Source organism: Pseudomonas sp. 5P_5.1_Bac1, assembly GCF_025466015.1.
Lineage (GTDB): Bacteria > Pseudomonadota > Gammaproteobacteria > Pseudomonadales > Pseudomonadaceae > Aquipseudomonas.
In genome coordinates this window covers 26,351-53,286 of record NZ_JANLNX010000081.1, presented here as the reverse complement: position 1 = coordinate 53,286, position 26,936 = coordinate 26,351, and the positions used below count along the sequence as shown (strand labels likewise).

Below are 26,936 nucleotides of genomic sequence, written 5' to 3'. Positions count from 1 at the left end.
CAATCAAGGGAGCAACCCGATGCGCTTTACCAACAGCCTGATCCTCGCAGGTGGCCTGCTGGCCGCCAGCTCCGCCATGGCCGGCGACCTGTTGCAATGGCAGAACAACAGCCTGACCTACCTGTACGGCAAGGATTTCGCGGTCAACCCGGAAATCCAGCAGACCTTCACCTTCGAGCACGCCGATGCCTGGAAGTACGGTGACAACTTCCTGTTCATCGACAAGATCTTCTACAACGGCAAAAAAGACAGCAGCAACGGCCCGAACACCTACTACGGCGAGTTCAGCCCGCGCCTGTCGTTCGGCAAGATCTTCGGCCAGGACCTGTCGTTCGGCCCGGTCAAAGACGTGCTGCTGGCCATGACCTACGAGTTCGGCGAAGGCGACACCGAGTCCTACCTGATCGGCCCTGGTTTCGACCTGGACATCCCCGGCTTCGACTACTTCCAGTTGAACTTCTACCAGCGCAACACCGAAGGCAGCCGTGCCGGCGACAACGTCTGGCAGATCACCCCGGTGTGGGCCTACACCATCCCCGTGGGCAAGTCCGACATCCTCATCGACGGCTTCATGGACTGGGTCGTCGACAACGACGAAACCAAGAAGCGCGGCACCTACCACGCCAACCTGCACTTCAACCCGCAGATCAAGTACGACCTCGGCAAGGCGCTGGACCTGGGTGAGAAACAGCTCTACGTCGGTATCGAATACGACTACTGGAAAGACAAGTACGGCATCGAGAACAGCTCTGGCTTCGACACCAACCAGAACACCGCCAGCCTGCTGGTGAAAGTGCACTTCTAAGTCACACCATTGAAACGGCCGCGCCCCAAACCCGGTGGGTCGCGGCCGTTTTCAGTTCAGGCCTTCAGCGCCCGCCAGACCTTGCCCACCCCGCCAACCACCGCCAACACCACCGCACCGGCGACGATACCGACCACGCCGCTGAGCAGCGCCGACGTCAAACCACCGCCACGGCCTTCGCTGAAGCCCTGGATCGCGTGATGCAGAGGCTCGATGCCGTGCACCAGAATCCCGCCACCCACCAGGAACATCGCCGCCGTACCAACCACCGACAACGCCTTCATCAACCACGGCGCCGAATGCAGGATGCCGCGGCCGATTGTTTTGCCGATGCCCTTGGAGGTCTTGGTCAGCCACAGGCCCAGGTCATCGAGCTTGACGATCCCCGCCACCAGCCCGTAGACGCCCGCAGTCATCACCACGGCGATACCCGAGAGCACGATGATTTGCTGGGTCAACGGCGCGCCGGCAACCGTGCCGAGGGTAATGGCGATGATCTCCGCGGACAGGATGAAATCGGTGCGGACCGCGCCCTTGATCTTGTCCTTCTCGAAGGCCACCAGGTCCACCGCCGGATTGGCCGCGGCGTCGCTCAGGGCCGCGTGCTCGGCGTGGTTTTCGTCGGCGCCATGGAGGAACTTATGGGCGAGCTTCTCGAAGCCTTCGAAACAGAGGTAGGCGCCGCCGATCATCAGCAGCGGCGTGACCGCCCACGGAATAAATGCGCTGATCAGCAGCGCCGCCGGCACCAGGATCAGCTTGTTGAGGAAGGAGCCCTTGGCGACCGCCCACACCACCGGAATTTCCCGGTCCGCCTTTACGCCCGTGACCTGCTGGGCATTGAGCGCCAGGTCGTCGCCCAGGACACCGGCGGTTTTCTTGGCCGCCACTTTGGTCATCAAGGAAACGTCATCGAGTACTGCCGCGATATCGTCGATCAGTAGAAGAAGGCTGCTTCCTGCCATTTGCATGTATCTCGCGTAAAGAATAGTTACAGAAGGATAGCCGGTTGCCGCTTGCGATACACCTGCGAACCGCTTGGGACGCCGCCTTGAGCCCCGCGCGAGCCCGGTGCTACCATGCGCCACCGCCTGCCCGGGCCTGCCGCGGTGCGGGCCGAGACCAAGGAACAGCGCCAAACCATGAGCAGCATTCGCGAGCGCAACAAAGAACTGATCCTGCGTGCGGCCAGTGAAGAATTCGCCGACAAGGGTTTCGCCGCCACCAAGACCAGCGACATCGCGGCCAAGGCCGGCTTGCCCAAGCCCAACGTCTACTACTACTTCAAGTCCAAGGAAAACCTCTACCGCGAGGTGCTCGAGAGCATCATCGAGCCGATCATGCAGGCGTCGACCCCGTTCAACGCCGAGGGTGATCCTGATGAAGTGCTCAGTGCCTATATCCGCTCCAAAGTGCGGATCTCCCGGGATCTACCGTTTGCGTCGAAGGTATTTGCCAGCGAGATCATGCACGGCGCGCCGCACCTCAGTGCGCGGCAGGTGGAGCAGCTGAACGTCCAGGCCCGGCACAACATCGCCTGCATCCAGCGCTGGATCGACCACGGCCAGATCGCCCCGGTAGACCCGCATCACCTGATGTTCAGCATCTGGGCGGCGACCCAGACCTACGCTGATTTCGACTGGCAGATTTCGGTGGTGACCGGCAAGGCCAAGCTCGATGACAGTGACTACGAGGCCGCGGCGCAGACCATCATTCGGCTGGTGTTGAAAGGGTGTGCGCCGGACAACTGATGTCCGGTTCAAGGGCCTCATCGCCGCGGTTCGGCACCCCGACAAGCCGGCGATGAGGCAATCAACCACTACCCAGCTATCAAATCAGGCCGCAACCCCGGCATCAGCCCGCAACCCCGCCTCTTCGATCGCACTGATCGCGCACTGCTCGTCGATATCCGACGTATCGCCGCTGATCCCGATCGCCCCCAGCACCACGCCCGCTTCATTGCGAATCAGCACGCCACCCGGCGCCGGCACCACCGCGCTCTGACCCAGGCCATTGAGCGCGGCAAAGAACGCCGGGCGCTGCTGCGCGTCCAGCGCCAGCAAACGCGAGCCCTTGCCCAGGGCGATCGCGCCCCACGCCTTGCCCATCGCCACTTGCGGGCGCAACAGGCTGGCGCCGTCCTCGCGCTGCAAGGCCAGCACGTGGCCACCGGCATCCAGCACCACCACGGTCAGCGGCGCAGCGGAAATCTTGCGACCCGCAGCCAGCGCGCCATTCACCAGGCTGACAGCGACTTTCAAGCTCAATGCATTCATGAAACGGTCCTCTTTTTGTTAGAAGCCCAGGCGGGCAAGTGAAAACTGATAGAACAAATAGAACACAATGGAGAATATTTTTGTATACAATATTTTCCACGTCACGCCCCTGATCGTCGCCAAAGCCTTTTTTACGGCATTTCGACGAAAGCACAGACCGCCGATGAAAATGGATTGACCAGCACTGCGTCCCATGAATAAACTCTGGCAAAAAGCAGTTTGTATACAATTACAAAATCAATGAGGCACAAAACCATGAGCAAAATGAGAGCAATCGATGCAGCCGTTCTGGTGATGCGCCGTGAAGGTGTGGACACCGCGTTTGGCATTCCTGGTGCAGCGATCAACCCGCTGTACTCGGCGCTGAAGAAAGTCGGTGGTATCGATCACGTCCTCGCTCGCCACGTTGAAGGCGCCTCGCACATGGCCGAGGGCTACACCCGCACCAAGGCCGGCAACATCGGCGTGTGCATCGGCACCTCGGGCCCAGCCGGCACCGACATGGTCACCGGTCTGTACAGTGCCTCCGCCGACTCCATCCCGATTCTCTGCATCACTGGCCAAGCGCCGCGCGCTCGCCTGCATAAAGAAGATTTCCAGGCCGTCGACATCACCAGCATCGTCAAGCCGGTGACCAAGTGGGCGACCACCGTTCTGGAACCGGGCCAAGTGCCTTACGCCTTCCAGAAAGCCTTCTATGAAATGCGCACCGGCCGCCCAGGCCCTGTGCTGATCGACCTGCCGTTCGACGTGCAGATGGCTGAAATCGAATTCGACATCGATGCCTACGAGCCGCTGGCAATCCACAAGCCTGCCGCAACCCGCGTCCAGGCTGAGAAAGCCCTCGCTCTGCTGAATGACGCCGAGCGCCCACTGCTGGTTGCCGGTGGCGGCATCATCAACGCCGACGCCAGCGAAAAACTGGTCGAGTTCGCCGAACTGACCGGCGTCCCTGTAGTTCCGACCCTGATGGGCTGGGGCACCATCCCTGACGATCACGAACTGATGGTCGGCATGGTTGGTCTGCAAACCTCGCACCGCTACGGCAACGCCACGATGCTGAAATCCGACCTGGTGTTCGGTATCGGCAACCGCTGGGCCAACCGTCACACCGGTTCCGTGGACGTCTACACCGAAGGCCGCACCTTCATTCACGTCGACATCGAACCGACCCAGATCGGCCGCGTGTTCACCCCGGACCTGGGCATCGTTTCCGACGCCGGCGCCGCGCTGGACGTGTTCCTGGAAGTGGCCCGCGAGTGGAAAGCCGCCGGCAAGCTGAAGTGCCGCGGCGAATGGCTGAAAGACTGCCAGGCGCGCAAATCGAGCCTGCAGCGCAAGACCAACTTCGACAACGTGCCGGTCAAGCCACAGCGCGTTTACCAGGAAATGAACGAGGTGTTCGGCAAGGACACCACCTACGTCAGCACCATCGGTCTGTCGCAGATCGCCGGCGCGCAATTCCTGCACGTTTACAAGCCGCGTCACTGGATCAACTGCGGCCAGGCCGGCCCGCTGGGCTGGACCATTCCGGCTGCGCTGGGCGTGGTCAAGGCCGATCCGACCCGCAAGGTCGTGGCACTGTCCGGCGACTATGACTTCCAGTTCATGATCGAAGAACTGGCAGTGGGCGCGCAGTTCAAACTGCCATACGTCCACGTGCTGGTGAACAACGCCTACCTCGGCCTGATCCGCCAGGCGCAGCGTGGCTTCGAGATGGATTACTGTGTTCAACTGGCGTTCGAGAACATCAACTCGCCTGACCTGAACGGCTACGGCGTCGATCACGTTGCCGTGGTCGAAGGCCTGGGTTGCAAGGCCCTGCGCGTGTTCAAGCCGGAAGAAATCGCCCCTGCCCTGCTCAAGGCGCAGAAGCTGGCCGAAGAGCACCGCGTGCCGGTGGTGGTCGAGGTGATTCTCGAGCGCGTCACCAACATTTCCATGGGTACCGAAATCAACGCGGTCAACGAATTCGAAGACCTGGCACTGGTCGGCAACGACGCGCCAACCGCGATTTCGCTGCTCGACTGATCGTCCGTGGCCCCGCACCGCCAGGTGCGGGGCCCGACCTAGCAAGGAGACCACCATGCCACGCTTTGCCGCCAACCTGTCCATGCTGTTCACCGAACAGGACTTCCTGGCCCGTTTCAAGGCCGCCGCCGACGCGGGTTTCAGCGGGGTCGAATACCTCTTCCCTTACGACTACAGCTCGACCGAGATCAAGCAACTGCTCGACGCTCACGGCCTGACCCAGGTGCTGTTCAACCTGCCGGCCGGCGACTGGGCCAAGGGTGATCGCGGTATCGCCTGCGACCCGGCCCGGGTCGAGGAATTCCGCGCCGGTGTCGATCTCGCCATCGCCTACGCCAAGGTCCTGGGCAACACCCAGGTCAACGCCCTGGCCGGCATCCGCCCACAAGGCCCGGACTGCGCCACCGTACGCAAGACCTTCGTCGAAAACCTGCGCTTCGCCGCCGACAAGCTGAAGGCCGCCGGTATCAAGCTGGTCATGGAAATGATCAACACCCGCGACATCCCCGGCTTCTACCTGAACACCACCAAACAGGCCCTGGAAATCCAGGCTGAAGTGGGCAGCGACAACCTGTTCCTGCAGTACGACATCTACCACATGCAAATCATGGAAGGTGACCTGGCCCGTACCGTTGAAACCAACCTGGCCAAGATCAACCACATCCAGTTGGCCGACAACCCGGGCCGTCACGAACCGGGCACTGGCGAGATCAACTACCGCTTCCTGTTCGAGCACCTGGACCGTATCGGCTACCAGGGCTGGGTCGGCGCGGAATACAAGCCAAAGACCACCACCGAAGAAGGTCTGGGCTGGCTGAAGACGCATAACGCTATCTGAAAACGGCAATACCCCCATCACCGTAGGAGCGAGCTTGCTCGCGATGACCTCAGCCGCGCCGACACCGTCGCCGGCTTCATCGCCTTCGCGAGCACGCTCGCTCCTACGGGATGCGCGGCGCCCCCGATCAGAACTCAACAAATAAAAGAGGCAAATTCTCATGGCTAAAATCGGTTTCATCGGCACCGGCATCATGGGCCGCCCAATGGCGCAGAACCTGCAGAAAGCGGGTCACAGCCTGTTCCTGTCCACCCACCACGACGTCGCGCCAGCCGAGCTGATCGCCGCCGGTGCCGTGGTCCTGGCCAATCCGAAGGAAGTGGCCCAGGAAGCCGAATTCATCATCGTCATGGTGCCCGATACCCCACAGGTCGAAGCCGTCCTGTTCGGTGAAAACGGCGTCGCCGAAGGCGTTGGCCCGAACAAGGTGGTGATCGACATGAGCTCGATCTCGCCGACCGCCACCAAAGCCTTCGCCGAGAAGATCAAGGCCACTGGCGCTGCCTACCTCGACGCACCGGTTTCCGGCGGCGAAGTCGGTGCCAAGGCGGCGACCCTGAGCATCATGGTCGGCGGTTGCCCGAACGCCTTCGAACGCACCCTGCCGCTGTTCCAGGCCGTGGGCAAGAACATCACCCGCGTCGGTGGCAATGGTGATGGCCAGACCGCCAAGGTCGCCAACCAGATCATCGTTGCACTGAACATCCAGGCCGTTGCCGAAGCCCTGCTGTTCGCCGCCAAGAACGGCGCCGATCCAGCCAAGGTCCGCGAAGCACTGATGGGCGGCTTCGCCTCCTCGAAGATCCTCGAAGTGCACGGCGAGCGCATGATCAAGGGCACCTTCGATCCAGGCTTCCGCATCAGCCTGCACCAGAAGGACCTGAACCTGGCCCTGCAAGGCGCCAAGGAACTGAACATCAACCTGCCCAACACCTCCAACGCCCAGCAAGTGTTCAGCACCTGCGCGGCCATCGGCGGTGCCAACTGGGACCACTCGGCGCTGATCAAAGGCCTGGAACACATGGCCAACTTCTCGATCCGCGACGACAAGTAAACACGCGCTGCACGCCGCGCGGCGAAGGGTCCGCGCATCGTTCCCTTCCACCCTCGTGGCTGGCAGTTGCAACCGCGCAACACCGCCCCTGGTTCAGCCTGCACGGAGGCCGTTCCAGGGGCGTTTTCGATTTTGAAGAACAATAAGATTTGGGAGCCTGAGATGTCGGTCGATCCGCAACAATTTCTCCGCGACCTGTTCGCCACGGCCATCGATGCCGCCCATCCGCGTCAGGTCCTTGAAGCACACCTGCCCAGCGACCGCACCGGTCGCGTCATCGTCATTGGCGCCGGCAAGGCCGCCGCAGCCATGGCCGAAGTGGTCGAACGTACCTGGCAAGGCGAAGTCCGCGGCCTGGTCGTGACCCGTTATGGCCACGGCGCCAGCTGCTCGAAGATCGAAGTGGTCGAAGCCGCCCACCCGGTCCCCGACGCCGCCGGCCTCGCCGTCGCCAAGCGTGTGCTGGAAATGGTCAGTGACCTCGGCGCCGACGACCGGGTGATCTTCCTGCTGTCCGGCGGCGGTTCCGCGTTGCTCGCCCTGCCCGCCGAGGGCCTGACCCTGGCGGACAAGCAACAGATCAACAAAGCCCTGCTCAAGTCCGGCGCCACCATCGGCGAGATGAACTGCGTGCGCAAGCACCTCTCGGCGATCAAGGGCGGCCGTCTGGCCAAGGCCTGCTGGCCGGCCACCGTCTACACCTACGCGATTTCCGATGTGCCGGGCGACCTCGCCACGGTCATCGCCTCCGGCCCCACCGTGGCCGACCCGAGCACCTCGGCCGAAGCGCTGGCGATCCTCAAGCGCTACAACATCGAGGCGCCAAAAGCGGTGATCGACTGGCTGAACAACCCCGCCTCGGAAACCGTCAAGGCCGATGACCCGGCCCTGGCCCGCAGCCATTTCCAACTGATCGCCCGGCCCCAGCAGTCGCTCGAAGCCGCCGCGGTGAAAGCCCGCCAGGCCGGCTTCAGCCCGCTGATCCTCGGCGACCTGGAAGGCGAGTCGCGGGAAGTGGCCAAGGTCCACGCCGGTATCGCCCGCCAGGTGGTGCTGCACGGCCAGCCGCTGCCGGCACCCTGCGTGATCCTTTCCGGCGGTGAAACCACCGTCACCGTGCGCGGCAATGGCCGTGGCGGACGCAACGCCGAGTTCCTGCTGAGCCTCACCGAAAGCCTCAAGGGCCTGCCGGGCGTCTACGCGCTGGCCGGCGACACCGACGGCATCGACGGTTCGGAAGACAACGCCGGCGCCATCATGACCCCGGACAGCTACGCCCGCGCCCAGGCGCTGGGCCTGTCGGCCTCGGACGAACTGGACAACAACAACGGCTACGGCTACTTCGCCGCGCTCGACGGGTTGATCGTCACCGAACCGACCCGCACCAACGTCAACGATTTCCGCGCCATCCTCATCCTTGAGACCGCTCAACATGACGCCTGACAAAAAAGCCAAGATTCTCGCCACCCTCGGCCCCGCGACCCAAGGCATCGACGACATCCGCCAACTGGTCGAGGCCGGGGTCAACATCTTCCGCCTCAACTTCAGCCACGGCGAGCATGCCGACCACGCGATGCGCTACCAGTGGATCCGCGAGGTGGAAAGCCAGCTCAACTACCCGCTGGGCATCCTCATGGACCTGCAAGGTCCGAAACTGCGCGTCGGCCGTCTGGCCGAGGGCAAGGTGCAACTGCAACGCGGCCAGGCCCTGCGCCTGGACCTCGACCCGACGCCGGGTAACGGCCAGCGCGTCAACCTGCCCCACCCGGAAATCATCGCCGCGCTGGAGCCGGGCATGGACCTGCTGGTGGACGACGGTCGCCTGCGCCTGCGCGTGACCGCCAAGCACGCCGACGCCATCGACACCACCGTGCTCAACGGCGGCGAACTGTCCGACCGCAAGGGCGTCAACGTTCCGCAGGCGGTGCTGGACCTCAGCCCGCTGACCGCCAAGGACCGTCGCGACCTGACCTTCGGCCTGGAACTGGGTGTGGACTGGGTCGCACTGTCGTTCGTGCAGCGCCCTGAAGACATCATCGAAGCGCGCCAGTTGATCGGCGACCGCGCCTTCCTCATGGCCAAGATCGAGAAGCCTTCGGCCGTGACCAAACTGCGCGAGATCGCCGAACTGAGCGATGCGATCATGGTTGCCCGCGGTGACCTGGGCGTGGAAGTGCCGGCCGAAAGCGTGCCGCAGATCCAGAAGAACATCATCGCCACCTGCCGCCAGCTCGGCCGTCCGGTGGTGGTGGCAACGCAGATGCTCGAATCGATGCGCTTCTCCCCGGCGCCAACCCGCGCCGAAGTCACCGACGTCGCCAACGCCATCGGCGAAGGCGCCGATGCGGTGATGCTCTCGGCGGAAACCGCCTCCGGCGAATACCCGCTCGAAGCGGTGCAGATGATGAGCAAGATCATCCGCCAGGTGGAAGGTGGTCCGGACTACCAGACCCAGCTCGACGTTGGCCGGCCAAAGGCCGAAGCCACGGTGTCGGACGCCATAAGCTGCGCCATCCGCCGTATCAGCGGCATCCTGCCGGTGGCGGTGCTGGTGAACTACAGCGAGTCGGGCAACTCGACCCTGCGCACCTCCCGCGAGCGGCCACGGGCGCCGATCCTCAACCTGACGCCGAACCTGATTACCGCGCGGCGCCTGAGCGTGGTCTGGGGCGTGCACTCGGTGGTCAACGATCGCCTGCGCCAGGTCGACGAGGTGTGTTCCACCGCGCTGGAAATCGCCCAGGCCCAAGGCATGGCCAACCGTGGCGACACCTTGCTGATCACCGCCGGTGTGCCTTTTGGCCAGCCGGGATCGACTAACTCGCTGCGTATCGAAACCCTGCTTTGACGTCTTCGCGGGACAAGCCCGCGGCCGCCGATTCATCCGCGTGAATCTGTGGCCGCGGGCTTGCTCCGCGATCCAGAGCCCTAAAAAAGAAATACCCCTAAACCGTGGGAAAAGATTCGCCCAAAGAGGCGACCCACTTCACTCAGACCTACTGCCATGTACACCAAAAATCTAGTTAACCCCTGCCCCGACTGGGCGACCGCCTTGCTCAACGGTTTCAGTCAGGTGCTGCTGCAGCGTAATCCGCTGTGCGGCCTGTGCTGCCTGCTGGCCATACTTCTCACCGCCCCGCACCTGCTCGGCGGCGCCCTGCTGGGTGCCCTTTCCGGGTTGCTGGTGGCCCAGCGCCGCGGTTACGACCGCGCCGACCGCCAAGCCGGGCTGTACAGCTACAACGGCGTGCTGATCGGCCTGCTGTTCAGCTACCTGTTGCCGTGGTCATCGCTGCTCGCGCCGCTCATCATCGCCGCGGCCGGGCTCAGCAGCATGCTGGTGCACCAGTGGCTCAAGCGCGGTGGCTCCGTGCTGTTGCCGGCCTATACCTTGCCATTCGTGCTGATCGGCTGGGCCTTGCTGGTCATCGCCGATCCGGCGGCGGTCGCCAATGCGCCGGTCCCGGCCAACCCGCTGGATGCGTTGGCGCGGGGGCTGGGGCAGATCTTCCTGCTGGATCAGCCGTTGGCGGGCCTGCTGATTGCCCTTGGCTTGCTGCTGTCGGACCGCTACGCGGCGGCCTGGGCCTTTGTCGGCGCCGCCATTGGCGGCAGCGTCGCGCTGGTGGGCGGTGAAGCGACTGCGGCCTACATGGGCCTTTATGGCTTCAATGCAGCGCTGGCCGCCCTCGCCTTCAGCGGCACCCGCGCCCAGCCGTGGAAACCGTTGCTGGCCATCGTCCTGGCGATAGCCGTACAGCCGCTGTTCAACCTGCTGCCGATTTCGGGGCTGACCGCGCCGTTTATCGTGGCGTGCTGGATGGTGCGGCTGGGTGGGTTTCGCAAGGTGAAGACAGTAGCTTTGGGCTGAGCTTCATGGCCTCATCGTCGGCAAAGCCGAGATGAGGCCCTGAAAACTTGCACAACTCCCGGCCAGCCCCCTAGGCTTCCCGGCACCACCCGCCTGGAACACATCCCCTCATGAACACCCCTCAGAGCCTGCGCCAGCAGCTCTACGTCATCATCTTCCAAACCGACACCGTCGCCGGCCGCCGCTTCGACACCGCCCTGCTGCTGATCATCCTCGCCAGCCTGGTCATCGTGATCCTGGACAGCATCGACGAAGTTCACCAGAGCTACGCCGGGCTGCTGGCCGGGATCGAGTGGGGCTTCACCGCCGTGTTCCTGGTCGAATACCTGATGCGCCTGTACTGCTCGCCCAAGCCGCTGCGCTACGCCTTCAGTTTCTACGGGCTGGTGGACCTGCTGGCGATCGTGCCGGGGATCATCGCCCTGTATTACAGCGACGCCCAGTACCTGCTGATCATCCGGGTCATCCGCATGCTGCGGATCTTCCGCGTGCTCAAGCTCAGCCCGTACCTCAAGCAGGCCCATTACCTGCTCGACGCCCTGCGCGGCAGCAAGCAGAAGATCATCGTGTTCCTGGTCAGCGTCTCCACCCTGGTCACGGTATTCGGCACCCTGATGTACGTCGTCGAAGGTCCCGAGCACGGCTTCACCAGCATTCCCAAGGGCATCTACTGGGCCATCGTCACCCTGACCACCGTGGGTTTCGGCGATATCGTGCCGAAGACGCCGCTGGGGCAGGTCATTTCTTCGCTGGTGATGATCACCGGTTACTCGATCATCGCCGTGCCCACAGGTATCTTTACCGCCGAACTGGCCAATGCGATGCGCGGCGAGCAGTTGCGTCACGACTGCCCGGTGTGTCGCAAGAATCAGCACGAACATGGCGCGGCATTCTGCTCGCGCTGTGGCAACGCGTTGTTCAGGAAAGAGGAATAAGCAAAGCAGCTTTTAATCTTTTTGTGCCTAAGGCGCTTTGGCTATAGTCGCTGGCACAATGCCGTCAATTAACTCCAACAAGGAATGCACAGTGAAAAAACTCTTCAGTGCCTCGCTGCTGGCCGCGAGCCTGGCCGTGGGCAGCTTCGCCCAGGCCGCCCCGGCCCCACTGCTGAACGTCTCCTACGACGTGATGCGTGATTTCTACAAGGACTACAACGCCGCGTTCCAGAAGCACTGGGAAGCCGAGCACAAAGAGAAGATCACCGTGCAGATGTCCTTCGGCGGTTCGAGCAAGCAAGCGCGCTCGGTGATCGACGGCCTGCCTGCCGATGTCATCACCATGAACATGGCCACCGACATCAACGCCCTCGCCGACAACGGCCAACTGGTGCCGAACGACTGGGTCACCCGTCTGCCGAACAACAGCGCGCCGTTCACCTCGGCCACCGTGTTCATCGTCCGCAAGGGCAACCCGAAAACCCTGAAAGACTGGCCCGACCTGCTCAAGGACGGCGTCCAGGTGATCGTGCCCAACCCGAAAACCTCGGGTAACGGCCGCTACACCTACCTGTCGGCCTGGGGTTATGTGCTGAAAAACGGCGGCGACGAGAACAAGGCCAAGGACTTCGTCGGCAAGCTGTTCAAGCAGGCGCCGGTGCTGGACACCGGTGGTCGTGCCGCCACCACCACCTTCATGACCAACCAGATCGGCGACGTGCTGGTGACCTTCGAGAACGAAGCCGAGATGATCGCCCGCGAATTCGGTCGTGATCAGTTCGAAGTGATCTACCCGAGCGTCTCCGCCGAGGCCGAGCCGCCAGTGAGCGTGGTGGACAAGGTGGTCGACAAGAAAGGCAGCCGCGCAACCGCCGAGGCCTACCTGAAATACCTGTGGTCGCCGGAAGCCCAGGAAATCGCCGCCAACAACTACCTGCGCCCGCGTGACCCGGCGATCCTCGCCAAGTACACCGACCGCTTCCCGAAAGTCGACTTCCTCTCGGTCGAGAAAACCTTCGGTGACTGGCGCACCGTGCAGAAGACCCACTTCAATGACGGTGGCATCTTCGACCAGATCTATACCGGCAAGTAATCGGTAGTCAGGGGCCTGTCTTCAGGCCCCCTCCCTAATTCCTCGCAGTAATCCCCCGCCGATCATTGTCTACCCTTTCCGTCACCCCCCGGCCGAAGGAGTAGCCCGTGTTCCGATCCGTACTCATGCTGCTGTTCTGCGCCCTGCTCGGTTCCTCCGCGCTGGCCGCCGGACCGCTGTCCACCCTCACCGAAGAAAAACCCGCCGAATCCGAACCCGTGGTTCAGGGTGGGTTGCTCGGCACCCTTGCCAGTGGGCTGGACGATGTCTCCCAGGAACTGAACATCGACCACCACCTGCTCGATGCCTGGCGCCTGCGCACCGACCGGGCGGCCAAGGAGGTGGATCAACTGGTCACTCGCCATGACGCCGGCGACCTGATGGAAATGACCTGGGATTTCCTGATGCTCACCGCCACCTGGGCCGCCGTATTTGCCCTGCTCGGCTACCTCGGGCGGCTCGCCGCGCGGGCCAGCCAGGGCTCCCGACTGCTGCGCAATCGCCCCCGACCACAAAAGCTGCTGGGCTATCTGTTGCCCTACACGCTGCCCGCCATCATCAGCCTGCCCGCCGCGCTGTTCGTCGCCCGCCAGTTGGACCCCTCGGTAGGCCGCGCCCTGGGCATGAGCCTGGCCTACGCCACCAGCAGCGGTATTTTCTCGACCACCATCATCCTGTGCCTGATCACCCTCTTCGATGTCGGCCACAAACGCACGGCGGTGCGGATCATTCGCCAGGCGGCCCCACGTCCGCTGTTTCTGATCGGTTTCCTCGCCGCCTGGAGCGACGCCCTGACGAGCCCACAAATCGCCCGCCAACTGGGCGGCAACCTGACCAGCAGTATCGCCGTGGTAACGGGCCTGCTGGCTACCCTGGCCTTTGCGGTGGTGGTACTGCGCTCACGCCGCCCGGTGGCGCACCTGATCCGCAACCGCAGCCTCAAGGACCGCCTGCAACACCGCGCCGTGCAGGAAACCCTGCGGATTTTCTCGGCCATCTGGTACTTGCCGATCCTGATGATGATCATGGTCTCGGCCATCAACCTGATCGGCGCGGGCGAAGAAAGCCAGCGCGCCTTGCAGAAAGCCCTGCTGACCACCGTGCTGTTGATCGGCAGTGTGTTCCTGAGCATCACCCTGCAGCACTTCCTCAACCCGCCGCGCAACCCGGAACAACGCCTGCGGCCCTACAAGGAATTGCTCTTCAGCCTCGCCCACGCCTTGTTGCGCATCGCCATGGCGGTGATTTTCATCGAACTGCTGGGACGGATCTGGGGCTTCTCGGTGCTGGACTTCGCCCTGCGCAACAGCTTCGGCCGGGCCATCAGCGATTCGCTGAGCAGCATCGGCCTGATCCTGCTGGTGACCTGGCTGCTCTGGGTGGTGATCGACACCGCGATCCAGGAAGCGCTGAAACCTGCACCCGGCCGCCGCGCCACACGCCAGCCCAGCACCCGCACGCGGACCATCCTGCCGATGCTGCGCAACGCTATCAAAGTGGTGCTGGTGGTGATCTGCACCATCACCACCATGGCCAACCTGGGGATCAACGTCGCGCCGTTCCTCGCCGGTGCCGGGGTGGTCGGCCTGGCCATCGGTTTCGGTTCGCAGCAACTGGTGCAGGACGTGATCACCGGGCTGTTCATCCTGATCGAAGACACCATCGCCATCGGCGACTGGGTGGTGCTCGACTCGGGCCATGCCGGCACGGTGGAAAGCCTGACCATCCGCACCCTGCGCCTGCGCGACGGCAAAGGGTTCGTGCATTCGGTGCCGTTCGGCCAGATCAAGGCGGTCACCAACCAGTCACGGCAGTTCGCCTACGCGTTCTTCTCGGTGCAGTTCAGCTATGAGACGGATGTGGACACCGCACTGAAACTGATCCGCGAAGTGGGCCAGTCGATCAGCGAAGACCCGATCCTGCGGCACAGCCTGCAAGGGCCGTTGCAGGTGTTCGGGGTCGACAGCATGAACCTCAACGGCATGACCCTGACCGCGCAATTCCGCACCACCTCGGGCGGGCAGTACGCGGTGAACCGGGCGTTCAATGAGCGGCTGAAGAAATTGGTGGACCAGACGGACGATGTGAGTTTCGCCCAGTACAACCCGGTGCCGGCCAGGGTTGGGGATCCGGCTCAGTAGGTTTTTGGAAGCCTCATCGCTGCGGTTCGGCACTCCGACAAGCCAGCGATGAGGCCCCGACAGTCACCGAAAAACCAAAGCCTTCAACCCACCCGCCACATCCGCATCCGGAAACTCCGGCGGATTCTCCAACCGCTCGACAAACGTCAACTGCGGCGCCTGCTCGGCCATCCCCTGGATCAGGAACTCCGGCCCGATTGCCGGATCATTGACACACGCCAGCACCGTGCCGCCCTCGGTCAACAGCTCCGGCAGGCGCCGCAGGATCTTCGCGTAATCCTGGGTCAGGGCGAAGCTGCCTTTCTGGAAGGTCGGCGGATCAATGATGATCAGGTCGTACGGCCCGCCTTTGCGCACCTTGCCCCAGGACTTGAACAGTTCGTGGCCGAGAAAACCGACCCGCGCCAGGTCGTGACCATTGAGCCGGTGATTGTCCCGCCCCCGCGAGAGCGCCGCCCGGGACATATCCAGGTTGACCACCTGCTCGGCGCCGCCAGCGATCGCCGCCACCGAGAACCCGCAGGTGTAGGCGAACAGGTTCAGCACCCGCTTGCCCGCCGACTGCTCGCGCACCCAGCGCCGGCCGTAACGCATATCGAGGAACAGGCCGCTGTTCTGCTTCAGGCCCAGGTCCAGTTGATAACGCAGGCCGTCTTCGTCGATCACCCGGGTTTCGCAGGCTTCGCCCAACAACCACTGACCCGGGCTTTCCGGCAGGTAGCGGTGCTGGATCAGCACCGCCCCGCCCGGCCAATCCGTGCTGGCGGCAAGTGTTCGCAACAGGTTTTCCAATTCGGCCAACTGACCTTCAGGCGGCTCGCGGAACAGCGACACCAGCAGCACGCCCTGTAGCCAGTCCACGGTGATCTGCTCCAACCCCGGCCAGCAGCGCCCGCGCCCGTGGAACAGCCGCCGGGTCTCGGCCGGCGGCGGGTTCAGGGCGGTGAGCAGGTGTTGATGCAGGGTGTCGATGGCAGCGGTCATGGCGGGCAGTCGTTGAGCTAAAGCGGCGTATTCTACGCCCTCGCACCGCGCCCGCGGGTGGCGGATTTGAACCACCAGCCACGCTGCATCCCCGCGGCCGCCAGCAGGATCGCCGCCACGCCCAGCCATTGCAGCGGTTGCAGGCGATGACCGAAGGCGACCCAGTCCACCAGGATCGCGGCGATCGGGTAGATGAACGACAAGGCGCCGGTCAGCGCGGTGGGCAATTTCTGGATCGCGCCGTACAGCAACACATACATCAGGCCGGTGTGGACGATCCCCAGGGTCACCAGGCTACCCAGCTCCGCGCGCCCATCGGGCAGCCCGCCCAGGTTGGCGAACGGCGCCAGCAACAGGATGCCGGTGCTGACCTGAATCAACGCGATCAGGTGCGGCGGTGTACCGCTCAGGCGCTTGATGACCAGCGCCGCCACCGCATAAAGAAACGCCGCGCCCAGCGCCAGGGCGATGCCCAGCAGGTACTCGCCGCCGCTCTCACCCTGGCTGCCGTGGGCGCTGACGATCGCCAGCATCCCGGCAAACGACACCCCTAGCCAGAACAGCTTGGGCACGGTGATTTTCTCGCCGAGGAACACCGCCGCCAGCCCCACCAGCATGAACGGCTGCACGTTATACACCGCCGTGCCGATGGCGATGGACGCCCGCGAATAGGAGGCGAACAACAACACCCAGTTACCGACGATGGCCACCCCGCTCAGCACCGCCAGGGCGAACGTGGCGCGGGTGAGAATGCCCGGGCGCAGAAAGCCCATGGCCGCGCAGATCAGCAACAAGGTGCCGGCGCCGAACACGCAGCGCCAGAACACCACATCCAGCACCGGCTGCCCGGACACCAGCACAAACCAGCCAATGGTCCCGGAAATCAACATGGCCCCAATCATTTCCAGCGAACCGCGACGTATCGAACTGTCCATCACTCACCTCCGGGAATATGTGACAAAGTATGCCGAGGGTGCGCGAGGCCATTCCATGGGATTAATCAGGCTGAAACCGTCGACGACCTTTTTTATCAAGGTGATTTCCCGCAATCGCCTAACGAGGGAATTTTCATGACCGATGCTATCGACCAACTGCTGCTCAACGCCCTGATGGAAGATTCGCGGCGCTCGCTCAAGGCGCTGGCGAGCCTGACCGGGCTGTCCGCGCCCAGCGTCAGCGAACGCCTGCGCCGCCTGGAAGAACGCGGCGTGCTCAAGGGCTACACCGTCGAAGTCGACCCACGCAGCTTCGGCTACCAGTTGCAGGCCATCGTGCGCATTCGCCCGCTGCCGGGGCAATTGCATGAAGTGGAACGGCAGATCGTCGCCATCCCGGAGTTCACCGAATGCGACAAGGTCACCGGTGACGACTGCTTTATCGCCCGCCTGCACGTGCGCTCGATGGAGCAGCTCGACACCCTGCTGGACAAGCTCAACAGCCACGCCGAAACCAGCACAGCGATCGTCAAGAAGACCCCGGTAAAACGGCGCCTGCCGCCGATGGATTGAGGGCTCCGCGAACGGCGGCGATCAGACAAGGCCGGGCAGTTCCAGCGCGGGCGGTCCTCCGGCAAGGGCCCGCGCCAGCAGTTGTCCACTGCCGCAGGCAAGGGTGAATCCCAGGGCGCCATGGCCGAGGTTCAACCACAGATTGCGGTACGGGCTCGCCCCCAGCAGCGGCACCCCGGTCGGCGTGGCCGGGCGCATGCCGGCCCATTCCTGCCCGTGGGCGTAGTAACCGGCGTCGGGAAAACTGGCGGCGGCCTGGCGCCGCAGGCTGGCGATGCGCAGCGGGTCCGGTGTTTCATCGAAACCGACGATGTCCACCATGGCCGCCACCCGCAGTTGCTGGTCGATGCGGGCGTAGACAATCTTGCGGTCGTAGTCGGTGACACTCACCTCCGGCGCACGCGCGCCGACCGGCACGGTCAGGCTGTAGCCCTTGAGTGGATACACCGGCAATCGCAACCCCGGCAGGCCCAGTTGCGTAGCTCGATAGCCCGCGCAGAGCACCAGGTTCTCCACCGCCAGCACTTCGTCACCCAACTCCAGCGCCTGGACCACACCCTTGCTGTGACGGATCTTGCTGACGCGCTGGCCCAAGCGGAAATGGCAACGCCCCGAGGCCCGCAAGCGCGCCGCCAAGGCGAGGCAGAAGCGGTGGCAATCTCCGACTTCTTCGCTGGGCGTAAACACGCCACCCATGAACGGTACACCGGCCAAGGCCAGCTCCAGCCCCGCCAGTTCATCGGCACCGAGTGCTTGCTGGTGATCCGCATCGAGCCGCTGCCTGGCCTGGGCAAAGCTGGCGGACTCACGGAAAACCACCAGCTTGCCATTGCGCCGCCAGGCAAAACCGTCCAGGCCGTCTTCCTCGCGCCAGCGGGTCAAGGTGTCTTGACTGTGCAGCGCCAGCCGCAGCAGCCGCGCGGCGTTGACGCGGTTGACCGAGCCCCGGCACGCGGCCATGAACGCCAGCAGCCAGCGCCACTGCGCCGGGTCCATGCGCGGACGCAGGCGCAACGGCGAATCGCCGCGCAGCATCCAGCCGAGCGCGTGCCACGGCACCCCGGCATCGGCGAGTGGCGCCACATAGCGATAAGAGAGTTGCCCGCCGTTGGCGAAGCTGGCGCCGCTGGCCAGCGCTTCACCGGCCTCGATCAGCTCCACCGCGAAACCTTCGCGCACCAACGCGTAGGCCGTGGCCAGGCCGATCACACCGCCGCCGATGACTGTTACCCGACTCGTCATGCCCGCAATCCATTTGCCGAAACGGGGCTCAGAGTAAGGCGAGCAACAAGCAGGAACAAGAAAACGCAAAACCTGTAGGAGCGAGCTTGCTCGCGAATGACCGCGCTCTCACCAAAAATCTACCGCACCGCCAACCCGGAAGACTCAACCGCCTGCCCCGGACACTGCACATCCCCACCATCCAGCCCCTGCTTCACATTGCGACTGAGCATCGTCGCCTTGCCATCGCGCCAGGTCAGGGTCAGCACGTACAGCGAATCGAAGTCGCTGTTCTCCCAGTCCTCGGTAATCACCCGCTTCTCACCCAGGGCCTTGCCGGCCACGGTGTTGATCAGTTCGGGCAGGTAGCCGTGGGACCAGGCGGTGTACACCGTGGCATTGCGGTATTTGTTGCTCAGCAGTTCATTGGCGAGGGCGCCGGTGTCGTTGGCGCCGTAGTCGATGTTGACCGGCAGGCCGAGCTTGATGGCGCTGGGGCTGATGGTCATCAGCGGGCGCAGGTAACTGTAGCTGTCGTCATTGGCGCCTTCTTCCACTTCGCGGGTGGGGTTGGCGGCGAAGACGTAATCGGCCTTGCCGAATTTTTCCGGCAGCAGCGTGGCGAGGTCGAGGGCGCGATTCAGGCCCTGGCAGTTGAGTTGGCCGAGGCCTTCACCGGGCTTTTCGGCGTGACGCAGGAAGACCAGCGTCTGGGTGCCGTCCACCGGTTTGGCGAAGCTGTCGAAGGTGGTGAAACCGAGAAGGGCCGCGCCAGCGGCGAGCACGGTGCAAAACAGGACCTGGCGGCGGAAAGGAAGCGTCACGGGCAACTTCATGATGAACCCTTGGCGGAAAGAATCGAGATTGACCCGTCAGTGCTGCCCCGCGGCCGAAGCCGCGGAGCATCCCTGTCTGTCGTTCCTTCCGTGGAAACGGGCGTCCTTTGAGAGTGCAATAAGCCCGATTGGTTCTGTCCCTGGGTGCTTATCCGTAAGCAGGATTGAATGTAGGTCCTGGCTGTTACGGAATTAAGACGATGCCTCAACCGCGATAAACCATTTCGGCTTCACGCGTCCGAAATCTACCCGATGGTTGGTTTTGAGGGCTTTTTGAAGCATCTGACTTCTTCAGTCATCGCGGGTCAGCACTTCCAGCAGTTCGATCTCGAACCGCAGGTCGGAACCCGGCGGGATCGAACCCATGCTGCGTTCGCCATAACCCAGGTGCGCCGGCACGAACAGCGTGCGCTTGCCGCCGACTTTCATGCCCATCAGGCCCTGGTCCCAGCCCTTGATCACACGGCCGGTGCCGATCACGCACTGGAACGGCTTGCCGCGCTGGTGGGACGAATCGAACACGCTGCCGTCGGCCAGCGTGCCGGTGTAATGGGTGGTGATCAGGGCGCCCTTGACCACTTCCTTGCCGTCGCCCAACTGGACGTCGGTGATTTGCAGTTCGCCGCTCATAGTGACCTCGTTCAAGCGCGGTAATCGTAGCCGCAGCCTTTTCGCAGGATTGCCGCGGATTTGCAAGGAGCAAGCGGCCATTGGCTATCGGTCTGACACGGGCTAGCCTGAGTCAGACATCCACCTACAGGCGGCAGGGCACGACATGAGCAAGGAGCTATGCAAGGAGCTGGGGATCAGTGAAGACCTGTTGCTGGCGCGGGGGTTTGTCGCCTATCCCGAAGCCCGGGTGCTGGCGATTGCCGAAATCAACGCCGACGAGCGCCGTTTCGAACTGGAGCCAGACGCGGCCGCGGCCTGGAAGCGGATGAAGGCTGACGCCGCGGCCGCCGGGGTCGAGCTGTGGCTGATGTCGGCCTACCGCAGCGTCGCCTACCAGGCCAATCTCATCCGCGCCAAGCTCAAGCGCGGCCAGTCACTCGAGCAGATCCTCGCGGTCAACGCCCCGCCCGGCTACAGCGAACACCACACAGGTCGGGCGATCGACATCAATTCGCTGGACATCGACTTCGAACACAGCCGCGCCTACCAGTGGCTGACCCACCATGCGCACAGGTTCGACTTCCATTTGTCCTACCCGCGAAACAACCCGCTGGGCTATCAGTTCGAGCCGTGGCACTGGTGCTACGGCACGACCTTGCTGGCGATCAACTGAACTGCGCGATGACCTCGGCGCCGGTCATGTTGTGGGTCGGGTTGGAGAAGCAGTAGAAGGCCGGTTTTTCATCGACGTAGACCTGCAGGTCGAAGGTCCAGGCCGTGTCGCCATCGAGGACGCCGACCGGGACCGCGTCGAAGCCACCGGCCTTGAGGCGGTAGAACAGATGGGTGCCGCAGCTCGGGCAGAAACCGCGCTGGGCCCAGTCGGACGAATCGTAGACCGCGGGTTGGGCGCCGCTGAATTGCAGGGGCTGCGTGCTGTGCGCCACCAGCAGCGGACCGCCGCTCCATTTACGGCACATGCTGCAATGGCAGGCGCTGACACGGGTGTCGTCGAGGGTGACGGAGAGCTGGATGGCGCCGCAGAGGCAGGTGCCGTGGTGGGTTGGCATAACGGGGCTCCTTGCGTTTATGAGGTGGCGGGTGAGTCTAGCAGTGGGGATGGCGGCGCTGTGCTTGATCTGAACTCCCTAAGCAGTCACTGGCGTCAACACCGGCTCCCCGGCAAAAAACGCCTGCAGGTTCTTCAGCACCAGCGCCACCGTATCCCGCGCCGCCTCGGGCGACTGCCCGGCCACATGGGGCGTCAGCACCACGTTGGGCAGCGCTTTGACTGCGTCCGGCACGTTCGGCTCGTCATCGAATACGTCCAGCGCCGCGCCAGCAATCCGCCCCTCGCGCAATGCCGCGACCATGTCCTCCGTGGACACCACGCTGGCCCGGGCGATGTTCACCAGAAACCCGTCCGGGCCCAGTGCATCCAGCACCGCGCTGTCCACCAGTTGCCGGGTGTTGGCGCCACCGGGCGTGGCGACGATCAGGAAGTCCGACTCCCTCGCCAGCGCCAGCGGACTGTCGCAGTACGCATAGACCACCTCCTCACGCCGGGATCGGTTGTGATAGCGCACCTGCATGTCAAACCCGAGGGCGCCGCGCCGGGCGATTGCCAGCCCCACCGCGCCCAGCCCGAGAATGCCCAGGCGCTTGCCCGAGATCGACGGGCTGATCACCCGGTTCCAGTGCCCCTGACGGGTGCTGGCATCGGCCTGGGGAATATTGCGCACCGCGGCGAACAGCAAGGCCATGGCGTGATCGGCCACCGCCGCGGCATTGGCGCCGGCGCCATTGGTGACAGTGATGCCCCGCGCGGCAGCAGCGGCCAGGTCGACCTGCTCGTAGCCAGCACCGATCACGCAGATGATTTGCAAGGCCGGCAAGGCGGCGATTTCGTCGGCGGACAAGCCCAGCGGACCACGGGTCAGCACCGCGTCGATCTCGCCGCCGTGGCGCGCGATGGCCTCGGCGCGCAAGGCCGGGGTCTGCGCGCGAATCAAGTGATAACCGTGGTTTTCCAGCAGGTGCAGGTAGTCGTCGACCGTCTCGACCAGCACCAGTACCGTCTTTGTCATTTCAGGCTCCCAGGCATTTCAGCGAGCCCGCATTATGCTCCGGTCACTGGCCAAAAGCCCGTCCCAGACCGCCCGGCACACCGCTGCTGTCGGTGTCCTGCCACGGGCCATCAGCGCTGGTCGCCCAGCTCCAGCCGTTGTTCCAGCGGTAGTAGGTGCGCTGGCGGTAGAAGGTGTTGGTCTTGCCCTCCAGCACGTAGACGCCCAGGCGCGGGTCCCAATGGCTGGCGCCGCCCGGTGGCGGGGCGAAGCTGGCGGAGGTGCGCGGCATGGGTTTCTGCGATGGGGTGACCGGCTTGGTCGGGACTGGCTTGGTCGGGCCCGGTTTGATCACCGGGCCTGGCGGGGGTGTGGTCTGGATCGGCGGCAGCGGCTCGCGCTCGGGCTGATGCACCGTACATGCGCTGAGCCCCAGGGCCAGTGAAATCAGGGTCAGGCGTACGGTGCTGTTCATGAGGGCGCTCTCTTACGGGTCCGGGCTGTCGATGGTCAGGTGTTGCGGCGCCTCGGTGCTGGTAGCCAGCGGTGAACCGCTGCCGATCCACTCACCCTTGGTGGGCTGGCCGGAGCGTGAGATGCGCGCCACAAGTTGGACTTCGGCGAAGCTCGACAGTTTCATGTTCGGCATCATCGCGTCGCTGTCGCTCAGCTCCACCTCGATGGGCAACTGCGCGACGGTGACCCGCTTGGCCGCCAGCGGCATCGGCGGACCGGAGGCGGCGCGGGCGAAGATGAACACGGTGTCGTCCGGCTTGACCTTGTCTTTCAGCGCCGCCGCCAGCTCGACCCGCACGGTCAGTTTGGCGCCGCTGGCCGTAGTGGCCGGTGCGGACGCCTTGCCTTCGCCGGCCGCCAGTTTTTCCTTGGCCTTGTCGATGCCGCCCAGCAGCGCGGTGCGCGAGGCGTCGCCTTCAGGCAGTTGCACCAGCAGGCGGTTCCAGTAATCGACCGCTTCCTGGTAGCGCTCGCCCTCGAAGGCGGCGATGCCCAGCAGGCCGAGGCTGGTGACTTCGTTCGGGTCGGCTTTCAGGGCTTCATCGGTGATCGCCTGGAACTGCGGCGTCCACTGCTTGTTGTTGGCGAAATACAGCGCCTGCGCCCATTGGCCAAGCAGCTCCGGCTGACGACCCGCCACGCCGACGGCGCGTTCGAAGGCCTTGGCCGCGTCCGCTGGACGCTCCTGGGCCATGTAGGCGCGACCGAGGAAGTACAGGCCCTCGGCATTCTCGGGCTGGGCGGCGACGGCGCGCTCCAGGCGCGAGGTCATTTCGTCGAGCGATTGCGGCGCCTGGGCGAATTCCTGGGCCAGTTCCACCTTGTCGCTGGAACCGAAATGCAGGTACAGCCCGACCGCCATCAGCGGCACCAGAAACGCCGCCACCAACGGCAACGCCTTGCCCAGCCGGGCACTGCGGGTCGGCTCGGCGTTGTCGGTGTCGGCGAGCAGCTCGCGGGCCGCTTCGTCACGGCCACGGGCCAGTTGGTCGGCGTTGAGCACGCCCTCCTCGCCCTGGGCCTGCAACTCGGCGACACGCTCCTGGTACAGGGCGACGTTCAGGGCGGTACGGTCTTCTTCCTGCTGCGCACGACGGCCACGCAACACCGGAATCAGCAAAAAGCTCAGGGCTACCAGCAGCAGCAGGCCTGACGCGAGCCAGAAATCAGTCATGGGTCTGTTCTTTGTCCAGCAGTTTGGCGAGGCGCTCACGCTCCTCGGGAGAAAGGTCGGCCGAACCAGCGGCCGCCGGTACGCGGCGTTTGCGGACGATCACCACCAGCACGCCGAAGCCACCGGCGAGCAGCAGCGCCGGACCGAACCAGAGCAGCCAGGTGCGGGCAGTCAGGGCCGGCTTGTAGCGGACGAAGTCGCCGTAGCGATCGACCATGAAGTCGACGATCTGCTGGTTGCTCTTGCCTTCGCCGAGCATGCGGAAGATTTCCCGGCGCAGGTCGGCGGCGATGGGCGCGTTGGAGTCGGCGATGTCCTGGTTCTGGCACTTGGGGCAGCGCAGTTCCTTGGTCAGCTCGCGGTAACGCTCGCGTTCGGCCTCGTCGGCGAACTGGTAGGTGTCGATTGCCGCCTTGGCCACGCCGCACAGGCTCAGGCCGAGAACGGCGGCTGCCAGCCAGCGCTTCATGGCCGGGCCTCATCGACCAGGCCCTGGTACAGCGGCGCCAGTTGCTCACGCCAGACGGTTTCATCAATCACGCCGACGAACTTGTGGCGGATGATGCCTTCGGCGTCGATGAGGAAGGTTTCCGGCGCGCCGTATACACCCAGGTCCAGGCCCAGGGTGCCTTGCTCGTCACGGATATCCAGTTGGTAGGGGTTGTGGAACTCGGCCAGCCATTTCAGCGCGGCGGCATTGTCGTCCTTGTAGTTGACGCCGTAGATCACCACGCCCTGCTCGGCCAGCTTGTTCAGCACCGGGTGTTCGACCCGGCAGGACACGCACCAGGTGCCCCAGACGTTGACCAGCGCCGGCTTGCCGTGCAGGTCGTTCTGGGTCAGCGTGCGGTCGCCCTGCACGTTGGGCAGCGAGAACGCCGGGAACGGCTTGTCGATCATCGCCGACGGCAGCTCGGCCGGGTCCAGGTACAGGCCACGGTAGAGGAACACCGCCACCAGCAGAAACACCGCCAGTGGCAGCACCATGATCCAACGCTTCATGCAGTTGCTCCTTCCAGGCCGAGTACGTCACGTACTTTGCTCTTGACCTTGATCCGATAACGCCGGTCCAGCGCCGCCAGCAAACCGCCAAGGCCGGTCAGCAGACCACCCAGCCAGATCCAGCGCACGAACGGCTTGACGTGTACCCGCACCGCCCACGCACCGTTTTCCAGCGGTTCGCCGAGGGCGACGTACAGATCGCGGGTGAAACCGGCGTCGATGCCGGCCTCGGTCATCATCGACTGCTGCACGGTGTACAGGCGTTTTTCCGGGTGCAGCACGCTGATTTCGCGGCCGTCCTGGAGCACGCGCACGGTGCCTTTGTCGGAGGTGAAGTTCGGCCCTTCGAAGTGCTTGGCGCCTTCGAAGACGAACTGGTAACCAGCCAGTTCCACCGACTCGCCCGGCGCCAGGCGCAGGTCACGTTCGGCACTGTTGTTGCTCGACAGCACCACGCCCAGGGCGCAAACCGCCAGCCCCAGGTGCGCGACGTGCATGCCCCAATAGCTGCGGTTCAAGCCACGCACGCCTTTGAGCAGCCCTTTGTGACGGGTCTTGTCGAAGATGTCGCGCACGCCGCCGAGGACAATCCACGCCGCCAGGGCGAAGGTGGTCAGCACCGCCCAGTCGAAATCATCCACCAGCAGGCCACAGATTGGCGCCAATACGGCGCTGCCGATCAGCACCGGGGTCAGCATGCCCGCCAACCAGCGCACCGGGGTGTCTTTCCAGCGCACCAGCACGCCCACCGTCATGACCACCATCAGCAGCGCCATCAACGGGATGAACAGCGCGTCGAAGTACGGCGGGCCGACCGACAGCTTGGCGCCGGTCAGGGCATCAAGCACCAGCGGATACAGGGTGCCAAGCAGGATCATCGACGCCGCCACCACCAGCACCAGATTGTTGGCCAGCAGCAATGTCTCGCGGGACCACAGGGCAAAGCCGACCTGGCTCTTGACCACCGGCGCGCGCAGGGCGAACAGGGTCAGCGAGCCGCCGACCACAAAGAGCAGGAAGAACAGAATGAACACACCGCGCTCGGGGTCCGAGGCGAAGGCGTGCACCGACGTCAGCACGCCGGAACGGACCAGGAAGGTGCCGAGCAGGCTCAACGAGAACGCCGCGATGGCCAGCAACACGGTCCAGCTCTTGAACACGCCGCGCTTTTCCGTCACCGCCAGCGAGTGGATCAGCGCGGTGCCCACCAGCCAGGGCATGAACGAGGCGTTTTCCACCGGGTCCCAGAACCACCAGCCGCCCCAGCCGAGTTCGTAGTAGGCCCACCACGAACCGAGGGTGATGCCGATGCCGAGGAAGGCCCAGGCGACGATGGTCCACGGCCGCGACCAGCGCGCCCAGGCAGCATCAAGGCGACCGCCCAAGAGCGCTGCGATGGCGAAGGCGAAGGCCACCGAGAAACCGACGTAGCCCATGTACAGCATCGGCGGGTGAACGATCAGGCCGATGTCCTGCAACAGCGGGTTGAGGTCGCGGCCATCACCCGGCACCTGCGGCAGCAGGCGCATGAACGGGTTGGAGGTGACGATCAGGAACGACAGGAAGCCGACGCTGATCATGCCCATCACCGCCAGTACGCGGGCGAGCATCACTTGCGGCAATTGCCGGGAGAAGATCGACACGGCGAAGGTCCAGCCGCCGAGGATCAGCGCCCAGAGCAGCAACGAACCTTCGTGGGCGCCCCACACCGCGCTGAACTTGTAGTACCAGGGCAAGGCGCTGTTGGAGTTGCTGGCGACATAGGCGACCGAGAAGTTGTCGGTCATGAAGGCATGGGTCAGGCAGGCGAAGGCGAAGGCGAGGAAGGCGAACTGGCCCCAGGCCGCCGGCCGCGCCAGGCTCATCCACAGGCTGTCGCCGCGCCAGGCGCCGAGCAGCGGGACGCTGGCCTGCACGCAGGCGAAGCAGATGGCCAGGATCATCGACAACTGGCCGAGTTCGGGAATGATCAG

At 64.2% G+C, this 26,936-nt stretch carries 27 protein-coding genes; 13 read left to right on the top strand and 14 right to left on the bottom strand.

The window, feature by feature from the left end; all coding sequences use genetic code 11:
• The first annotated feature begins 19 nt into the window (after nucleotides 1–19).
• Nucleotides 20–805: an outer membrane protein OmpK gene (locus tag NTD82_RS16670; protein ID WP_262129500.1), complete on the top strand. Its 786-nt coding sequence runs from the start codon at nucleotides 20–22 to the stop codon at nucleotides 803–805.
• A 56-nt stretch (nucleotides 806–861) separates the two neighbouring features.
• Here the strand turns inward: NTD82_RS16670 and NTD82_RS16665 are convergent, their stop codons facing one another.
• Nucleotides 862–1,770 carry a DUF808 domain-containing protein gene (locus tag NTD82_RS16665; RefSeq protein WP_262129499.1) on the bottom strand — a complete coding sequence of 303 codons (909 nt, stop codon included), beginning with the start codon at nucleotides 1,768–1,770 and terminating at the stop codon, nucleotides 862–864.
• 177 nt (nucleotides 1,771–1,947) lie between these two features.
• Between NTD82_RS16665 and NTD82_RS16660 the strand changes: the two genes are divergently transcribed.
• On the top strand, nucleotides 1,948–2,556 hold the full coding sequence (locus NTD82_RS16660; protein ID WP_095157130.1) for a TetR/AcrR family transcriptional regulator: 609 nt from the start codon (nucleotides 1,948–1,950) through the stop codon (nucleotides 2,554–2,556).
• Between the two features lie 84 nt (nucleotides 2,557–2,640).
• Here the strand turns inward: NTD82_RS16660 and NTD82_RS16655 are convergent, their stop codons facing one another.
• Nucleotides 2,641–3,081, bottom strand: a complete 441-nt coding sequence (locus tag NTD82_RS16655; protein ID WP_095157019.1) for a GlcG/HbpS family heme-binding protein — start codon at nucleotides 3,079–3,081, stop codon at nucleotides 2,641–2,643.
• 255 nt (nucleotides 3,082–3,336) lie between these two features.
• Between NTD82_RS16655 and gcl the strand changes: the two genes are divergently transcribed.
• The 9 genes from gcl to NTD82_RS16610 all read left to right on the top strand — a co-directional run bounded on the left by gcl (nucleotide 3,337) and on the right by NTD82_RS16610 (nucleotide 15,044).
• A complete protein-coding gene (gene gcl, locus NTD82_RS16650) occupies nucleotides 3,337–5,112 on the top strand; it encodes a glyoxylate carboligase (RefSeq protein WP_095157018.1) in 1,776 nt (591 codons plus the stop codon).
• 55 nt (nucleotides 5,113–5,167) lie between these two features.
• Nucleotides 5,168–5,950: a hydroxypyruvate isomerase gene (hyi, locus tag NTD82_RS16645; protein WP_095157017.1), complete on the top strand. Its 783-nt coding sequence runs from the start codon at nucleotides 5,168–5,170 to the stop codon at nucleotides 5,948–5,950.
• Between the two features lie 160 nt (nucleotides 5,951–6,110).
• A complete protein-coding gene (locus NTD82_RS16640; RefSeq protein ID WP_262129498.1) occupies nucleotides 6,111–7,004 on the top strand; it encodes a 2-hydroxy-3-oxopropionate reductase in 894 nt (297 codons plus the stop codon).
• Nucleotides 7,005–7,166: 162 nt separating this feature from the next.
• Nucleotides 7,167–8,447, top strand: coding sequence for a glycerate kinase (locus tag NTD82_RS16635; protein WP_262129497.1), 1,281 nt, complete (start codon nucleotides 7,167–7,169; stop codon nucleotides 8,445–8,447).
• Entirely contained in the window at nucleotides 8,437–9,852 is a 1,416-nt protein-coding gene (gene pyk, locus NTD82_RS16630; RefSeq protein WP_262129496.1) for a pyruvate kinase, read from the top strand. The genes NTD82_RS16635 and pyk overlap by 11 nt, the downstream gene beginning before the upstream one ends.
• A 156-nt stretch (nucleotides 9,853–10,008) precedes the next feature.
• Nucleotides 10,009–10,875 carry an urea transporter gene (locus NTD82_RS16625; RefSeq protein ID WP_262129494.1) on the top strand — a complete coding sequence of 289 codons (867 nt, stop codon included), beginning with the start codon at nucleotides 10,009–10,011 and terminating at the stop codon, nucleotides 10,873–10,875.
• Nucleotides 10,876–10,985: 110 nt separating this feature from the next.
• Nucleotides 10,986–11,810: an ion transporter gene (locus NTD82_RS16620; RefSeq protein ID WP_095157012.1), complete on the top strand. Its 825-nt coding sequence runs from the start codon at nucleotides 10,986–10,988 to the stop codon at nucleotides 11,808–11,810.
• Nucleotides 11,811–11,901: 91 nt separating this feature from the next.
• The gene (locus NTD82_RS16615; protein ID WP_262129493.1) at nucleotides 11,902–12,903 is read left to right on the top strand and encodes a sulfate ABC transporter substrate-binding protein; all 1,002 of its coding nucleotides are present in this window, start codon (nucleotides 11,902–11,904) and stop codon (nucleotides 12,901–12,903) included.
• Between the two features lie 125 nt (nucleotides 12,904–13,028).
• Complete coding sequence (locus NTD82_RS16610; RefSeq protein WP_262129561.1) at nucleotides 13,029–15,044, top strand: mechanosensitive ion channel family protein; 2,016 nt, start codon at nucleotides 13,029–13,031, stop codon at nucleotides 15,042–15,044.
• Nucleotides 15,045–15,107: 63 nt separating this feature from the next.
• Here the strand turns inward: NTD82_RS16610 and NTD82_RS16605 are convergent, their stop codons facing one another.
• Together NTD82_RS16605 and NTD82_RS16600 are read right to left on the bottom strand one after the other, a co-directional pair.
• Entirely contained in the window at nucleotides 15,108–16,028 is a 921-nt protein-coding gene (locus NTD82_RS16605; protein WP_262129492.1) for a class I SAM-dependent methyltransferase, read from the bottom strand.
• A gap of 32 nt (nucleotides 16,029–16,060) precedes the next feature.
• Nucleotides 16,061–16,963, bottom strand: coding sequence for a DMT family transporter (locus NTD82_RS16600; RefSeq protein ID WP_262129491.1), 903 nt, complete (start codon nucleotides 16,961–16,963; stop codon nucleotides 16,061–16,063).
• Nucleotides 16,964–17,098: 135 nt separating this feature from the next.
• Between NTD82_RS16600 and NTD82_RS16595 the strand changes: the two genes are divergently transcribed.
• Complete coding sequence (locus NTD82_RS16595) at nucleotides 17,099–17,536, top strand: Lrp/AsnC family transcriptional regulator (RefSeq protein ID WP_262129490.1); 438 nt, start codon at nucleotides 17,099–17,101, stop codon at nucleotides 17,534–17,536.
• Nucleotides 17,537–17,557: 21 nt separating this feature from the next.
• Here the strand turns inward: NTD82_RS16595 and NTD82_RS16590 are convergent, their stop codons facing one another.
• The 3 genes from NTD82_RS16590 to NTD82_RS16580 form a co-directional block, all read right to left on the bottom strand.
• Nucleotides 17,558–18,778, bottom strand: a complete 1,221-nt coding sequence (locus NTD82_RS16590; protein ID WP_262129489.1) for a D-amino acid dehydrogenase — start codon at nucleotides 18,776–18,778, stop codon at nucleotides 17,558–17,560.
• A gap of 119 nt (nucleotides 18,779–18,897) precedes the next feature.
• Nucleotides 18,898–19,593, bottom strand: coding sequence for a histidine phosphatase family protein (locus NTD82_RS16585; RefSeq protein WP_262129488.1), 696 nt, complete (start codon nucleotides 19,591–19,593; stop codon nucleotides 18,898–18,900).
• 291 nt (nucleotides 19,594–19,884) lie between these two features.
• On the bottom strand, nucleotides 19,885–20,223 hold the full coding sequence (locus NTD82_RS16580) for an FKBP-type peptidyl-prolyl cis-trans isomerase (protein WP_095157004.1): 339 nt from the start codon (nucleotides 20,221–20,223) through the stop codon (nucleotides 19,885–19,887).
• Nucleotides 20,224–20,368: 145 nt separating this feature from the next.
• Here NTD82_RS16580 and NTD82_RS16575 point away from each other — a divergent pair, with 145 nt between their 5' ends.
• The gene (locus tag NTD82_RS16575) at nucleotides 20,369–20,878 is read left to right on the top strand and encodes a D-alanyl-D-alanine carboxypeptidase family protein (RefSeq protein ID WP_095157003.1); all 510 of its coding nucleotides are present in this window, start codon (nucleotides 20,369–20,371) and stop codon (nucleotides 20,876–20,878) included.
• Here NTD82_RS16575 and NTD82_RS16570 read toward each other — a convergent pair.
• The 7 genes from NTD82_RS16570 to NTD82_RS16540 form a co-directional block, all read right to left on the bottom strand.
• Nucleotides 20,871–21,275: a GFA family protein gene (locus NTD82_RS16570; protein ID WP_262129487.1), complete on the bottom strand. Its 405-nt coding sequence runs from the start codon at nucleotides 21,273–21,275 to the stop codon at nucleotides 20,871–20,873. The genes NTD82_RS16575 and NTD82_RS16570 overlap by 8 nt on opposite strands.
• Before the next feature lie 78 nt (nucleotides 21,276–21,353).
• Entirely contained in the window at nucleotides 21,354–22,292 is a 939-nt protein-coding gene (locus NTD82_RS16565) for a 2-hydroxyacid dehydrogenase (RefSeq protein WP_262129486.1), read from the bottom strand.
• A 43-nt stretch (nucleotides 22,293–22,335) separates the two neighbouring features.
• Nucleotides 22,336–22,746: a hypothetical protein gene (locus NTD82_RS16560; protein ID WP_110969411.1), complete on the bottom strand. Its 411-nt coding sequence runs from the start codon at nucleotides 22,744–22,746 to the stop codon at nucleotides 22,336–22,338.
• Between the two features lie 12 nt (nucleotides 22,747–22,758).
• Nucleotides 22,759–23,961: a c-type cytochrome biogenesis protein CcmI gene (gene ccmI / locus NTD82_RS16555; protein ID WP_262129485.1), complete on the bottom strand. Its 1,203-nt coding sequence runs from the start codon at nucleotides 23,959–23,961 to the stop codon at nucleotides 22,759–22,761.
• Nucleotides 23,954–24,430, bottom strand: a complete 477-nt coding sequence (locus tag NTD82_RS16550; RefSeq protein ID WP_095156998.1) for a cytochrome c-type biogenesis protein — start codon at nucleotides 24,428–24,430, stop codon at nucleotides 23,954–23,956. The genes ccmI and NTD82_RS16550 overlap by 8 nt, the downstream gene beginning before the upstream one ends.
• The gene (locus tag NTD82_RS16545) at nucleotides 24,427–24,963 is read right to left on the bottom strand and encodes a DsbE family thiol:disulfide interchange protein (RefSeq protein WP_095156997.1); all 537 of its coding nucleotides are present in this window, start codon (nucleotides 24,961–24,963) and stop codon (nucleotides 24,427–24,429) included. The genes NTD82_RS16550 and NTD82_RS16545 overlap by 4 nt, the downstream gene beginning before the upstream one ends.
• Nucleotides 24,960–26,933: a heme lyase CcmF/NrfE family subunit gene (locus tag NTD82_RS16540; RefSeq protein WP_177454445.1), complete on the bottom strand. Its 1,974-nt coding sequence runs from the start codon at nucleotides 26,931–26,933 to the stop codon at nucleotides 24,960–24,962. The genes NTD82_RS16545 and NTD82_RS16540 overlap by 4 nt, the downstream gene beginning before the upstream one ends.
• Nucleotides 26,934–26,936: the final 3 nt, after the last annotated feature.